13 protein-coding genes and 1 pseudogene are annotated in these 12322 nt (G+C 60.3%); 4 read left to right on the forward strand and 10 right to left on the reverse strand.

Annotated elements, in window-relative coordinates; genetic code table 11:
- Positions 1–24: 24 nt before the first annotated feature.
- On the reverse strand, positions 25–414 hold the full coding sequence (locus AAEZ06_RS24520; protein ID WP_149414569.1) for a hypothetical protein: 390 nt from the start codon (positions 412–414) through the stop codon (positions 25–27).
- A 32-nt stretch (positions 415–446) separates the two neighbouring features.
- Positions 447–1703 (reverse strand): 3-phosphoshikimate 1-carboxyvinyltransferase, encoded by a 1257-nt coding sequence (aroA, locus tag AAEZ06_RS24525; RefSeq protein WP_149414568.1) that lies wholly within the window; start codon positions 1701–1703, stop codon positions 447–449.
- A gap of 239 nt (positions 1704–1942) precedes the next feature.
- Between aroA and AAEZ06_RS24530 the strand changes: the two genes are divergently transcribed.
- Positions 1943–2296: a DUF1428 domain-containing protein gene (locus AAEZ06_RS24530; protein ID WP_350616676.1), complete on the forward strand. Its 354-nt coding sequence runs from the start codon at positions 1943–1945 to the stop codon at positions 2294–2296.
- A 4-nt stretch (positions 2297–2300) separates the two neighbouring features.
- Here the strand turns inward: AAEZ06_RS24530 and AAEZ06_RS24535 are convergent, their stop codons facing one another.
- The 4 genes from AAEZ06_RS24535 to AAEZ06_RS24550 form a co-directional block, all read right to left on the reverse strand.
- The gene (locus AAEZ06_RS24535; protein ID WP_350616678.1) at positions 2301–2855 is read right to left on the reverse strand and encodes a UPF0149 family protein; all 555 of its coding nucleotides are present in this window, start codon (positions 2853–2855) and stop codon (positions 2301–2303) included.
- A 104-nt stretch (positions 2856–2959) separates the two neighbouring features.
- Positions 2960–3670, reverse strand: coding sequence for an anti-sigma factor (locus AAEZ06_RS24540; protein ID WP_350616680.1), 711 nt, complete (start codon positions 3668–3670; stop codon positions 2960–2962).
- A complete protein-coding gene (locus AAEZ06_RS24545; RefSeq protein WP_149414564.1) occupies positions 3667–4206 on the reverse strand; it encodes a sigma-70 family RNA polymerase sigma factor in 540 nt (179 codons plus the stop codon). The genes AAEZ06_RS24540 and AAEZ06_RS24545 overlap by 4 nt, the downstream gene beginning before the upstream one ends.
- Positions 4207–4296: 90 nt before the next feature.
- Positions 4297–4818 carry a DUF3455 domain-containing protein gene (locus AAEZ06_RS24550; protein ID WP_149414563.1) on the reverse strand — a complete coding sequence of 174 codons (522 nt, stop codon included), beginning with the start codon at positions 4816–4818 and terminating at the stop codon, positions 4297–4299.
- 197 nt (positions 4819–5015) lie between these two features.
- Here AAEZ06_RS24550 and AAEZ06_RS24555 point away from each other — a divergent pair, with 197 nt between their 5' ends.
- Together AAEZ06_RS24555 and AAEZ06_RS24560 are read left to right on the forward strand one after the other, a co-directional pair.
- Complete coding sequence (locus tag AAEZ06_RS24555; RefSeq protein WP_149414562.1) at positions 5016–5786, forward strand: class I SAM-dependent methyltransferase; 771 nt, start codon at positions 5016–5018, stop codon at positions 5784–5786.
- Positions 5787–5895: 109 nt separating this feature from the next.
- Positions 5896–6681 carry a sulfite exporter TauE/SafE family protein gene (locus AAEZ06_RS24560; RefSeq protein ID WP_149414561.1) on the forward strand — a complete coding sequence of 262 codons (786 nt, stop codon included), beginning with the start codon at positions 5896–5898 and terminating at the stop codon, positions 6679–6681.
- A 40-nt stretch (positions 6682–6721) separates the two neighbouring features.
- On the opposite strand, the gene pcsA is transcribed toward AAEZ06_RS24560, so the two are convergent.
- Both pcsA and AAEZ06_RS24570 read right to left on the reverse strand, forming a co-directional pair.
- On the reverse strand, positions 6722–7441 hold the full coding sequence (gene pcsA, locus AAEZ06_RS24565) for a phosphatidylcholine synthase (RefSeq protein ID WP_149414560.1): 720 nt from the start codon (positions 7439–7441) through the stop codon (positions 6722–6724).
- Between the two features lie 150 nt (positions 7442–7591).
- Positions 7592–8530, reverse strand: coding sequence for a class I SAM-dependent methyltransferase (locus AAEZ06_RS24570; protein WP_350616684.1), 939 nt, complete (start codon positions 8528–8530; stop codon positions 7592–7594).
- 191 nt (positions 8531–8721) lie between these two features.
- Between AAEZ06_RS24570 and mdeB the strand changes: the two genes are divergently transcribed.
- The gene (gene mdeB, locus AAEZ06_RS24575; protein ID WP_350616685.1) at positions 8722–11400 is read left to right on the forward strand and encodes an alpha-ketoglutarate dehydrogenase; all 2679 of its coding nucleotides are present in this window, start codon (positions 8722–8724) and stop codon (positions 11398–11400) included.
- A 123-nt stretch (positions 11401–11523) separates the two neighbouring features.
- Here mdeB and AAEZ06_RS24580 read toward each other — a convergent pair whose 3' ends face one another.
- Positions 11524–12012 carry a DUF1289 domain-containing protein gene (locus AAEZ06_RS24580; protein WP_350616687.1) on the reverse strand — a complete coding sequence of 163 codons (489 nt, stop codon included), beginning with the start codon at positions 12010–12012 and terminating at the stop codon, positions 11524–11526.
- Positions 12013–12139: 127 nt separating this feature from the next.
- Positions 12140–12322 (reverse strand): annotated as a pseudogene (locus tag AAEZ06_RS24585) (ribonucleotide-diphosphate reductase subunit beta); the annotation flags it as partial.

A 12322-nucleotide genomic window follows, 5' to 3' on the forward strand; every position in this document is an offset into this window, starting at 1 on the left:
CTGGCGGCTTTTGGGTGGGCTGTTTTAATCCTCCCGAAACAAGTCATGGGCATCCAGCAACCGATACGCAATCTCCGGCTGTTTCTCCAGCCCCTTGCGAATCGCCGTCGGGATCAACTTGCGGGTCTTGCGACACAGGCCCGGCAACTCGTCGATGACAATCTCAATCCCGCGCATGGTTTTCACTTCAGTGTGGCCGGGAGCAACGTGCAAGCGGATGCCCAGTTGCTGGTACATCAGCTGTTGCATGCGTTCCAGGTCCGGCAGGCTTTGCAGATTCTCAAGGCGTTCGAGCAGGCGTTTTTCTTCCTGGCGGGTTAGGTGCAGGATGCGCTGGTCTGCGTCGGGGGCGTCGAGCAATTGCTCACGTTCGCAATCGCAGGCGCCGGGTGGGCAGGGTTGGCGAACTGTCATGAAAACTCCCTCCCCACACCCGTGTTGATAGCTTAGTAGCTCAACTGGACGCCAAGGCTGCCCAGGGCCTTCCAGTACTCAGGATAGGTCTTGCCCACGCAGTCGGGGTCCTGAATTTTGATCCCCGCGACTTTCAGTCCCGCCAAGGCAAAGCACATGGCGATGCGGTGGTCGGCGTGGGTGTCGATCAACGCGTTGCACGAGGTGCCGGCTAACGCCGGATCGCTGGCCACCAGCAAGTCATCACCTTCGATGGTCGCCAAGCCGGGACGAATTTCGTTGAGACCGTCGTGCAGCGCCTGGACCCGGTCGCATTCCTTGACCCGCAGGTTGGCCAACTCGGTGAAGCGCACCGGCGTGTTGTTGAACGCGGCCAGCACGGCGAGGGTCGGGATGGCGTCCTGCATTTGCGAACCGATGACCGTAGCCGGCATGTGCGGGAACTGCGCGATCACGGCCTGGGCCATGGCGTCGGGCTGAGTGAAGTCTTGTGGGGCAACGCCCAGGTCGATGGCGCCGCCGGTGAGGACTTCGGCGGCCCACAAGTAGGTGGCGGCGGAAGCGTCGGGTTCGATCAGGTAGTTATTGGCGGTATAGCCGGTGGGCGCCACGCGCCAGGTACTTTCGTCGACGACTTCGATCTGGGCACCGAAGGCGCGCATGCAATCGAGCGTCAGGTCAACGTAGCCACGAGCGCCAATGTCCTTGCCGGTCAGGGCCACTTCAATGGGTGCCTCGCCGCAGGCCGCCAGCATCAACAGCGCCGAGACGTACTGGCTCGACAGGCCGCCGTCGATCTCGAAGCGCTTGGCCTTGATCTGACCACTACCGTGGACGGTCACCGGAGGGCAACCTGTTGGGCTGTCGGCCTTGATACCGTTCTGGTTCAGGGTCGCCAGCAAGGGGCCGATGGGGCGTTTTTGCATGTACTCGTCGCCGTCCAGTATCACCGTGCCTTGCACGGTGGCCACCGCTGCCGTCAGGAAGCGCATCGCAGTCCCGGCATTGCCGAGAAACAGCGGCTGTGGGGGTAATTGCAGCTTGCCCTGGCCTGTGACGACGAAGGTCACGTCATCCGGCTCATCAATGACCACGCCCATCTGCCGCAAGGCCACCGACATATGGCGGGTGTCGTCGCTTTTCAACGCGCCGCTCAGGCGGCTGGTGCCCTTGGCCAGGGCCGCCAGCAACAGAGCGCGGTTGGTAATGGATTTCGAGCCGGGGGGCGCTACCTTGCCGTTCAGTGGAAAGTTGGGCGGTGTAACGGTCACGGTTTTCTGCGAACTCAAGGTACAAGGCTCCTGATTCAAGGCGGTGGTGGCGCGGAGTGGCCGGCTGGCGGAGACGAATAATCGGCCAAAGACGATGCCCTTGTCGAGCAGGGATCGTTGTGAGTGCCCGCAAGCAGGGATGCCACTGGTCGGCGTTGTCGAGAAGCCTGTCGATTGAGCGCCTGATGGATCGATTACAAGAAAGAACGGCTCGTTTCAATCCTGGTCGTTCATCCCTTCCAATCAGGAGAGTGATCATGTCTTACATCGATGGTTGTGTTATCGCAGTGCCCACTGCCAATCGTGAGCGGTTTATCCAGCATGCCAAGGCCGCGGCGGTGGTGTTCAAGGAGCACGGCGCGCTGAATATCGTCGAGTGCTGGGGGGACGACGTGCCCCAGGGCCAGGTGACCTCGCTGCCCATGGCGGTCAAGCTCAAGGACGATGAAACGGTGGTGTTTTCCTGGATCGTCTGGCCTTCGCGGCAGGTGCGCGACGCGGGGATGAGCAAGGTGATGGAAGACCCGCGCATGAAGGCCGACGTCAATCCGATGCCCTTTGACGGGCAACGGATGATCTATGGCGGCTTTGAGATGATCCTCAATAACTGAGGGGTTAGCGCTTGGCCAACCAGTAATCGTGCAACGCCCGCGCGGCCGGCTCGATGGCGCTGACCCGCTGCTGATGCAAACCTACGTCAAGATCGGCTGGCAATTCGAAGTTGTCCTGCTCCGCGCACCAGGAAATCTTTTCCAACTGCTCGGCTTGTTCGGCGGGCAGCTGTGGCCAGTTGCCCACGGCTGCGCCACGGATATAACCGAAGCACCATTCCTCGGCCAGGGTCAGCGGCTGATTCTGGTGCTCAGTTTCTTCAAAGCGGGCCTTGAAGCCTTGGGCGTTCACTGCCAACTGGGTGGCAATGGCGTTCATATGGCGCACGCACAGGTCGATAAATTGCTTGGCTTCGTCAGCGCTTTCCCAGTCCGGGTTCTGGCCACCCCAGATGGCCGGGAACCACTCGGCGACGTCCACCTGCGCCGGGCTGGATACCAGGGCGGCGAAGTAGCCGTCGAGTTCGGCCAGGTTCAGCACCGAGTGGTCGTCGCCGTACTTCAATAGAATGTCTTCGATGGATTCGAAATCGGCAGGGGCGAGGGGTTGGTCGTGCATGGAAATATCCTTTGTTCGTCGAGCGCCGCTGATGGGGCGGCTTAAAGCGCGGAGGATGGCGCTTGTGGGCGTTTTAATCCAGCGCCTTAATGTTGCGCGACCACTCAAATCACTTTCACCGCCCGTCCAATCGCCTGAATCGGCCCCGTCGGCTTACCCGTCGGCGAACCGCCTGGGTTCTCCAGGGTCATCTCGAACAATTGGTTCGGCGCCAGAGGCGGCAGTTTATCCAGCGGCACCGACAGCGTCTGCCCCGGCTTGACCAGCCCCAGGGATACCGGCCCTTGCCAGCCATCGCCTTTGGTCCAGAACTCCAGCGCCTTGTCCGCCGGTATTTCCATGACGCCCAGCGGTATCAGCTGAATCTGCTGATCGTTGCTCGCCTGGATGACCCAACCCGGTGCCTGGCTTTGCGGCCCCATCAGCACCACCACGTAGGCCGTCGGGTTGACCGCTGCCGTGCGGGTCAGCAGTAATGTTGCCAGCACCAGGCTCGCTACCATGGCGGTACCCGCCAAACCACGCCACAGGGCCAGCAGGTTCCACCACGACACCGACGAGCCCCCGACGGCGGGCCGTACCGAATGACCCAGGCTGCGTTCGATACGTCGCCACAGGTACACCGAGGGCGTGACAGGCTCGGCCAACTCCGTCAGCGGCAACAACCGTTGCTCCCAGGCATCGACTGCCGTTCGCAGGTCGGCGTCCTGTTCCAGGCGCTGTTGCACGTGCAAGCGTTGCTCGGCCGACAAGGTGCCCAGTACATATTCGTTCGCCAGCTCATCCAGCTCGCGAGGTGTGCTCTTTATCGTCATGCCATGCACTCACGCAGTGCCGCGAGGCTACGTTTGATCCAGGCTTTGACGGTCCCCAGAGGGGTGCCCAGTTTCTGTGCGATTTCGCTGTGGGAATAACCATCGACATAGGCATGCAACACGCAGCTGCGTCGGACCGGCTCCAAATGTTCCAGGCATTGGTAAATCTGCCCTGTGCGGGCACGGTATTCGAAGGTGTCGACGGGCGCTTCGGCGGTCAGTGTCTGTTCGTGCTCTGCACTGAGCGGCACTTCACGGTGATTGTTGCGTACGAAGTTGAGCGCCATGTGCCGGGTCACGCTGAAGATCCAGCCACGGGCCGAGCCTCTGACGGGATCGAAACCGGCGGCGCCGTTCCAAATGTTGATAAAGGCGTCATGCACGATGTCTTCCGCCAGGGCCTTATCCCGCACGATACGCTGGGCCACGCCCAGAAGGCGGGCGCTTTCCTGTTCATACAGTTGATGCAAGGCCTGCTGCTCGCCTCGGGCACATGCCAACAGGCAGGCTTCATAGTCAAAAAAGTGCTCGGGCAAGGTTTGGGCCACCAGGACAAGGTCAAGCCCCGGCCAAATAAGGCCGGGGTGTTATCGGAGCAGCGTAGATGACTTTGCTCTCGAGGCAAATTAATTGGCTGCCCAGAAAATGTAGTCCGCCTGATACTTCACCACTTCCTGCTTGCCTTTATTGGTCGCCGTGCATTCGGTGCTCGGCGCCACGCCACCCTTGAGCGCGACGCGCTGGATATAGCTGACACCACTCATGGCGCCCTTGCCCTCAGCCGGATTGGCCTTGACCAATTGGTAGGGCAGGTTGCCGGCGCTGGACGGCGCGACGGCCAATTGGGTGCCGGTGACTTTCGAGCCGTCCTTGGCTTGCCAGGTGGCTGGTGGGCCGAAGTAGGTGCCGACCTGCTTGCCGCTGCGGTCATTGAGCACAGCCTTGGGGCCGACGAAGAACCATTCGGTCTGCCCGACGGCATTGGCCTTGTCGCGGCATTCGTAGGTGATTTCGCCAACACCGGTGGTTTCCATGGCCACCTTGTGTCCGTCCGGCACCTTGATGCTGTCGGGCAACCCGGTCTGGGCAAAGGCTGCCGGAGCGGCAGCGAGCAGGCAGGTCAGGCAGAGCAGTGATTGTGCGTTCATCGGTCTCTCTCCGTAAGGGTGAACAACTGGGCAGCGGTGTGGCTGCTTCCTGTACTACTCACCGCGAGATCAAACGGATGCACTGATTGAAAAATAAATCGGTGGCAGACATTAGTCCCATGCCGACGTGAAGCCCTTGGCTTCGACGAACAGCAGCCGCACACTGTGACCCCGTAATACCCGAGGAGTGATTGGCAATGACCGGTGTTCACACGTCTGCTCAACAGGGGTTCTCTACCCAGGCTGCCACTTACGCCCAGGGCCGACCGGACTATCCACGGCAACTGACCGGTTGGCTGACCGAGGTACTGCAGATCAATGCGCAGTCCACGGTGGTCGACCTGGGAGCCGGGACCGGCAAGTTCACCCGCCTGCTGAGCACTGTTGCGCCGACAGTGATTGCCGTCGAGCCTGTAGCAGCCATGGGCGCGCAGTTGACGAAGGGAATGCCGGATGTGCATCTCTTGACAGGTACCGCCGAAGCGATCCCACTTGAGGACGCCAGTACCGACGCCCTGGTCTGCGCCCAGTCCTTCCACTGGTTTTCCACGCAAGCGGCACTGCGCGAAATCCACCGAGTGCTCAAGCCCGGTGGCCGCCTGGGGCTGATCTGGAATATGCGGGATGAGTCGGTGGATTGGGTCGCGGCCATTACTGCGATCATCACGCCCTATGAGGGCGATACTCCGCGCTTTCATACCGGGCAGTGGCGCGCGGCGTTCACCGGAGAGTATTTCTCGGCAGCGCAAATGACCTGTTTCCCCTACACCCATGTTGGCAGCCCGCAAGAGGTGATCATGGACCGCTTCCTGTCAGTGAGCTTTATCGCCGCGCTGCCGGCCGACAAGAAAGCGACGGTGACCGAGCAACTGCACACCTTGATCCAGACTCACCCAGCCTTGCGCGGCCGCGACACGGTGGCCTTCCCGTATCAGACCCAGGCCTATAGATGTCTGCGTGTGGACTGAATCAATCGAGCTGACAAAAAGGCATAAAGTCAGATCGTATTGATATAAGTAGTTATAAGAAAAATCGCTATGCTGCGGCCAGTATTTTATAAGGCCGTAGGTAGTTGTAATGGATGTGGGTAATTTTGGTTTCGTTGTCGCAGGCCTGCTTGTTGGATTTATCGTCGGTATGACCGGTGTGGGCGGGGGCTCGTTGATGACGCCGATCCTGTTGTGGTTTGGTATCAACCCAGCCACCGCCGTGGGCACCGACCTGCTGTACGCCGCCATCACCAAGGCTGGTGGGGTGCTGGTTCACGGCAAAAACAAGAACATTGACTGGACCATCACCGGCTGGCTGACCCTGGGCAGCGTGCCGGCAGTGTTGCTGACGCTGTGGTTCCTCAAGAGCCTGCACACCGACCCCACCGCCATGAACGAGGTGATCAAGCAGGCGTTGGGCGTGGTACTGCTGTTGACGGCCATGGCGATTCTGTTCAAGAAAAAGCTGTTGGCCTTCGCGCAACGTCATGCCGGCGATCACTACCACATGAGCTCGCGCAACCTGAACGGGCTGACAGTGGTCACTGGCGTGATCCTCGGCACCATGGTTGCGCTAACCTCCATCGGCGCCGGCGCCCTGGGCACCGTGGCGCTGTTTATCCTGTACCCGTTCCTGGCCACCAAACGCCTGGTGGGCACCGAAATCGCCCATGCGGTGCCGCTGACCCTGGTCGCAGGCCTTGGGCACGCGAGCATGGGCAACATGGATTGGCATCTGCTGGGGTTTCTGCTGATGGGCTCGCTGCCGGGGATCTACGTGGGCAGCCATATGTCTGGAAGGGTGCCGGACGAGCTCCTGCGCCCTTGCCTGGCGGTGATGCTGGGGTTGATTGGGTACAAGTTGGCGTTTTGAAACAGTCGCCACAACAAGACTCTCTTCAGCATTTTGCCGATCACGAGCGCGACTTATCCAGCCACTCCACCGCCGTACGCCAGATACAAATCCCCAGGAAGTACGCCGACATCAACAGCCACAAGCCCATGGTCAGGCTATTAGTGTACGGCTGGTCGATCACGAGCAATAGGCTGCACAGCAACCACACCGTGGTCACCGCAATGTTGAGCGGCATAAAACGCTTGACCCGGAACGGGTGCAGGAATTTCATCGGGGTTAGGGTCAACAGCGCCAGGCCGATCACGGTAAAAAGCGTCACCCAGGCAGACGGGTCGATGATATAGACACACAGCGCAACCACGTTCCAGGCAGCGGGGAAGCCCTGGAAATAATTGTCCTTGCTCTTCATGTTGACGTTGCAAAAGCAGAACAGCGAAGAGACCAAGATCACCGACACCGTGAACAGGTGGGTGAAGTCCGGCAGGTCGATGTAGCGGTAGATAAACAGTGCCGGGATAAACACGTAGGTCAGGTAGTCGATCACCAGGTCCAGCACCGAGCCATCAAAACTGGGCAGCACCGTCTGTACATTGACCCGGCGCGCCAACGAGCCGTCGACGCCATCTACTACCAGCGCCAGGCCCAGCCACAGCAGGCAGGCCTTGGGCTGATTCTCCAGCAACGCCAGGGTCGCCAGAAACGCCAGCACCACACCGGTGGCGGTAAAACCGTGGGCGCCCCAGGCTTTGAGTCTGGCTACATGTAGGGTCGATATCACAGGGGCGTTCTCCAGAAGGTGAAACGGGGCAGCCGACGAGTGTGACGCCGTCGAATCTGGCCAAAGGGTGCAAGTATCGACCGGGAAGGAGGGAATAAGGTTCACCACCCGGCGTAAGGGTTAGCGTAGCAAGCGCTGGGCGATATGACATCAGCCTTGACGAAAGACCAGCGCCTTCAGGCCGCTTTGTGGATCGATATCAGGGAATTCCGGCGGGTTTTCCAGCCGTTGCTCAAAACGCAGGCTGGGTGCTTCGCGGGTTACGCCGTCGATCAGGAAATCTTCGCCAAACGCCGGATCATTCATGCACGCCAGCACCGTGCCCTTTGGCGTGAGCAAGTCTGGCAGGCGGCGCAAGACGCGCTGGTAGTCCTTGGTCAGCAAAAAACTGCCCTTTTGAAAGGACGGCGGATCGATGATCACCAGCTCATAAGGGCCGCTGCTGGTGACCTTGGCCCAGGACTTGAACAGGTCATGTCCCAGAAAGCTGACTTTACCCAAGTCATGGCCATTGAGCCGATGATTGTCGCGACCTCGGCTCAGGGCGCCACGGGCCATGTCCAGGTTGACCACATGGGTGGCCCCACCTTCGATGGCCGCCACGGAAAAACCGCAGGTGTAGGCAAACAGGTTCAACACCCGCAGGCCCTGGGCATGCTCGCGGACCCAGTTGCGGCCATAGCGCATGTCGAGAAACAGACCGCTGTTCTGCTTTTTGCCCAGGTCGATGAGATAGCGCAGGCCGCCCTCGGTGAGGGTCAACTCGTCGACGATCTCCCCCAGCAGCCACTCGGTGGTGCTTTGCGGCAGGTAGCGGTGTTGCAGAGCCAGGGTATGGGCACCGGACTGCTGCCATTGGCTGGACGCGGTGATGTGCGTCAACAGCTGTTTCAAGGCTGCCAGCTCTGTCGCCTCGGGCTCCTTGAACAGCGACACCAGCACCACGCCTTGCAGCCAGTCCACGGTCAACTGTTCCAAGCCCGGCCAGCAACGACCACGGCCGTGGAACAGGCGCCGAGTCTCCGTGGGGGCGGTTTGCAGGGCGGTGAGCAAATGGGCGTTGAGGGTGGCGAGTGCGTCTGGGTTCATCGGGCAGCGTCGGTCATTGAGCGGGCGGCATTTTAAACACAATTGCGGGGTTTAAGGGGGTTGCAGCACAACGTGCTCGTAATGCTGGGTTTGGCAGTTATTCATGCTCAAAAAATGTGCTTGATCGGCCTATAACAGTCAAAAAATCCTCTGGCGCCGACATAAACTGGAAAAAAGCCTGGAGGTAGCCCATGAACGGTTTCGCGAGTGCAGTGAGTCAGACAGCGACAGACCAGCAAGAGCTGGCCGAATGGCGTGACGCCCTGGCGTCGCTGGTAGCCAACGCCGGGCCCGCGCGAGCCAGGGAGATCCTCGACATGCTGGCGGATGCCGGCGGCACTCCCACCATCGCCTGGAAGCCGCGTCACGGCACGCCCTACATCAACAGCATCGCCGTGGACCAGCAAGCGCGTTTCCCAGGCGACCTGGCCACCGAAGAACGGCTCGCCTCGGTGGTGCGCTGGAATGCCCTGGCCATGGTGGTACGGGCCAACCAGGCCTATGGCGAGTTGGGCGGTCATATCGCCAGCTACGCCAGTGCCGCGGATTTGTTCGAGGTGGGTTTCAATCATTTCTTCCGCGCCCGTAATGACAACTTTGGCGGCGACCTGGTGTTCTACCAGCCCCATTCTGCTCCCGGCATTTACGCCAGGGCCTTCCTTGAAGGCCGCTTGAACGAAGCCGATCTTGAGCACTATCGCCAGGAAATCGGCGCACTCAAGGTCGGTGCCCGAGGGTTGTCCAGCTACCCCCATCCGTGGCTGATGCCGGACTTCTGGCAATTTCCCACTGGCTCCATGGGCATTGGGCCCATCAGCTCGATCTTCCAGGCGCGGTTTATGCGTTATCTGCAGCATCGCGGCTTGCAGGACACCACTGACCGCCACGTCTGGGGCGTCTTCGGCGACGGCGAAATGGACGAGCCGGAAAGCATGTCAGCGCTGACCCTGGCCGCCCGGGAAGGCCTGGATAACCTGACCTGGGTGGTCAATTGCAACTTGCAACGCCTCGACGGCCCGGTGCGCGGCAATGGCCGAATCATCGACGAGCTGGAAGCGTTGTTTGCCGGCGCCGGCTGGAACGTGATCAAGCTGGTGTGGGGCTCGGACTGGGATGGCTTGCTGGCGCGCGATGCGGATGGCTCGCTGGTGCGCACCCTGTCCCAGACCGTGGACGGACAATTTCAGACCTTTGCCGCCAAGGACGGCGCCTACAACCGCGAGCATTTCTTCGGCCAAAGCGAAGCCCTGGCCAAATTGGTAGAAGGCTTGAGTGACGAGCAGATCGACCACCTCAAGCGCGGGGGCCACGATAGGGTGAAAATCCATGCCGCTTACCACGCTGCGCGCTTGGTAAAAGGCCGCCCGACGGTGATCCTGGCGCAGACCAAAAAGGGCTTCGGCATGGGCGAGGCGGGTCAGGGCAAGATGACCACTCACCAGCAGAAAAAACTCGACCGTGATGCCTTGATCGCCTTTCGCAATCGCTTCCAGTTGCCGCTGTCGGACGAGCAGGCTGAGTCCCTGAGCTTCTATAAACCGGCTGATGACAGCGCCGAAATGCGCTATCTGCACCAGCGCCGTGCTGCCTTGGGCGGTTATGTACCTGGCCGCGTCCAGCAAGCGGAGCCTGTAGGCGTGCCACCGATGGCAGGCTATGCAGGCTTCGCAACCCAGGCGGGCGGCAAGGAAATGTCCACCACCATGGCCTTTGTGCGGATGCTCAGCAACCTGCTCAAGGACAAGGCCCTCGGGCCACGCATCGTGCCGATTGTGGCGGACGAAGCGCGGACCTTCGGCATGGCCAACCTGTTCAAGCAGATCGGCATTTACTCCAGCGTCGGCCAGCGTTACGAGCCGGAAGACATCGGCTCGATCCTCAGCTACCGCGAAGCCACCGACGGGCAAATCCTCGAAGAAGGCATCAGTGAAGCCAGCGCCATCAGCTCTTGGGTCGCGGCGGCCACCAGCTATTCGGTGCACGGTTTGCGCATGCTGCCGTTTTATATTTATTACTCGATGTTCGGCTTCCAGCGGGTCGGCGATTTGATCTGGGCCGCTGCCGACCAGCGCGCCCGTGGCTTCCTGCTGGGCGCCACGGCGGGCCGTACCACCCTGGGCGGCGAGGGCTTGCAGCACCAGGACGGCAGCAGCCACCTGACCGCCGCTACCGTGCCCAACTGCCGGGCCTATGACCCGGCGTTTGCCGGCGAATTTGCGGTGATCCTCGACCATGGCATGCGCCAGATGCTGGAGCACGACATCGATGAGTTTTACTACGTGACCCTGATGAACGAAAACTACCCGCAGCCCACGCTGCCGGGAGGTGTCGAGGCGGCAATCATCAAGGGCATGTACCGTCTCAGCGAACAGGCCAGCGGCAAGGTACGCCTGCTCGGCTCCGGTACGCTGGTGCGCGAAGCCCAGGCCGCTGCGCAATTGCTGGCGGACGATTGGCAGGTGCAAAGCGAGGTGTACAGCGTCACTAGTTTCAGCGAACTGGCGCGGGAAGCACGGGAGGTGGAACGCTGGAACCGTCTGCATCCTGGGCAAGCACCACGCCACAGCCATTTGGCCGACTGTTTGCCCAAAGGCGCACCGGTGATTGCAGTGTCTGACTACGTGCGGGCGGTGCCGCACATGATTGCTTCGTACCTGGATTCGGCTTTCACGGTGCTTGGCACCGATGGCTTTGGTCGCAGCGATACCCGTGCGGCGTTGCGGGATTTCTTTGAGGTGGACCGCTATCACATCGTGTTGGCAGCGCTCACGGCATTGGCGGAGCAGGGGAGCCTGGATCGCGAGGTATGCCAGCAGGCGATTGAGCGTTATGGGTTGCAGGCGGAGCGAGGCGCGTCCTGGACCTGCTGAAATCTTCTAGACAATGAAGATTAAAGGTGGGAGCTGGCTTGCCTGTGATGACGGTGTACCCGTCGAAAAACGGCTGACTGACACTGCGCTATCGCAGGCAAGCCACACTTGTTTTGCGGCGTCTTAGATACTGGCTATCAAAGGCGCACCAAACGCCTCCCTGAGAAACCCAGGCGCGATGTAGCGCTGATAGTGTGCTTCGGAAAGCAGGAAAAACTCTCGATCAATGGCATCCCGCAGATCAGTCAGGTTGCGCTCACGAAACTCCGGCAGCAACGCCAGCCCATAAGCATCCAACTTCGAAATCACCCGTGCGCCCCGGGCAATCAACTGATACGCCCAGCAATACGGTGACTGCTGCGGCATAAAACGGATATTGCGGTCTTCCAGTTGCTGACGCAGGCGGGGTGCATCGAACACCTCAAGCTTGCTGGTCATGACCTGCACCAGCAATTGTTCGAGGCGCAGCCACACGGCTTGCTTCTCTTCACCGCTGTAGCCATTCCATTGAATGACTTCATGGTGATAACGCTTACAGCCCCGGCAGACCAGGTCCCCGTAAACGGTGGAGCACAGGCCGACGCAGGGTGTCTTGATGGTTTGATTGGGCATAAATAGCTGTTTTGCGGGATTTTTGAGGGCATCGGAATCGGGTTCGAAAACAGGATCAATGTGGGAGCTGGAGTGCCTGCGATGCAGGCGACACGGTGTATCAGCAAGCTCCCACACTAGGTCTCGATCAATCCCAGCTAAGCGCACCGCCAGTCTGATATTCGATCACACGGGTCTCAAAGAAATTCTTCTCTTTCTTCAAGTCCATGATCTCGCTCATCCATGGGAACGGGTTCGTGGTCCCTGGATACTCTTCCTTCAAGCCAATCTGCGACAGGCGACGGTTAGCGATGAACTTGAGGTAGTCCTC

This window comes from Pseudomonas sp. HY7a-MNA-CIBAN-0227, from assembly GCF_040310325.1.
Taxonomy (GTDB): domain Bacteria; phylum Pseudomonadota; class Gammaproteobacteria; order Pseudomonadales; family Pseudomonadaceae; genus Aquipseudomonas.

Coding starts and splice junctions, on each gene's coding strand:
- AAEZ06_RS24520 (WP_149414569.1), bottom strand. CDS start 414: ATGACAGTTCGCCAACCCTGCCCACCCGGCGCCTGCGATTGCGAACGT.
- AAEZ06_RS24530 (WP_350616676.1), top strand. CDS start 1,943: ATGTCTTACATCGATGGTTGTGTTATCGCAGTGCCCACTGCCAATCGT.
- AAEZ06_RS24535 (WP_350616678.1), bottom strand. CDS start 2,855: ATGCACGACCAACCCCTCGCCCCTGCCGATTTCGAATCCATCGAAGAC.
- AAEZ06_RS24540 (WP_350616680.1), bottom strand. CDS start 3,670: ATGACGATAAAGAGCACACCTCGCGAGCTGGATGAGCTGGCGAACGAA.
- AAEZ06_RS24550 (WP_149414563.1), bottom strand. CDS start 4,818: ATGAACGCACAATCACTGCTCTGCCTGACCTGCCTGCTCGCTGCCGCT.
- AAEZ06_RS24555 (WP_149414562.1), top strand. CDS start 5,016: ATGACCGGTGTTCACACGTCTGCTCAACAGGGGTTCTCTACCCAGGCT.
- AAEZ06_RS24560 (WP_149414561.1), top strand. CDS start 5,896: ATGGATGTGGGTAATTTTGGTTTCGTTGTCGCAGGCCTGCTTGTTGGA.
- AAEZ06_RS24570 (WP_350616684.1), bottom strand. CDS start 8,530: ATGAACCCAGACGCACTCGCCACCCTCAACGCCCATTTGCTCACCGCC.
- mdeB (WP_350616685.1), top strand. CDS start 8,722: ATGAACGGTTTCGCGAGTGCAGTGAGTCAGACAGCGACAGACCAGCAA.
- AAEZ06_RS24580 (WP_350616687.1), bottom strand. CDS start 12,012: ATGCCCAATCAAACCATCAAGACACCCTGCGTCGGCCTGTGCTCCACC.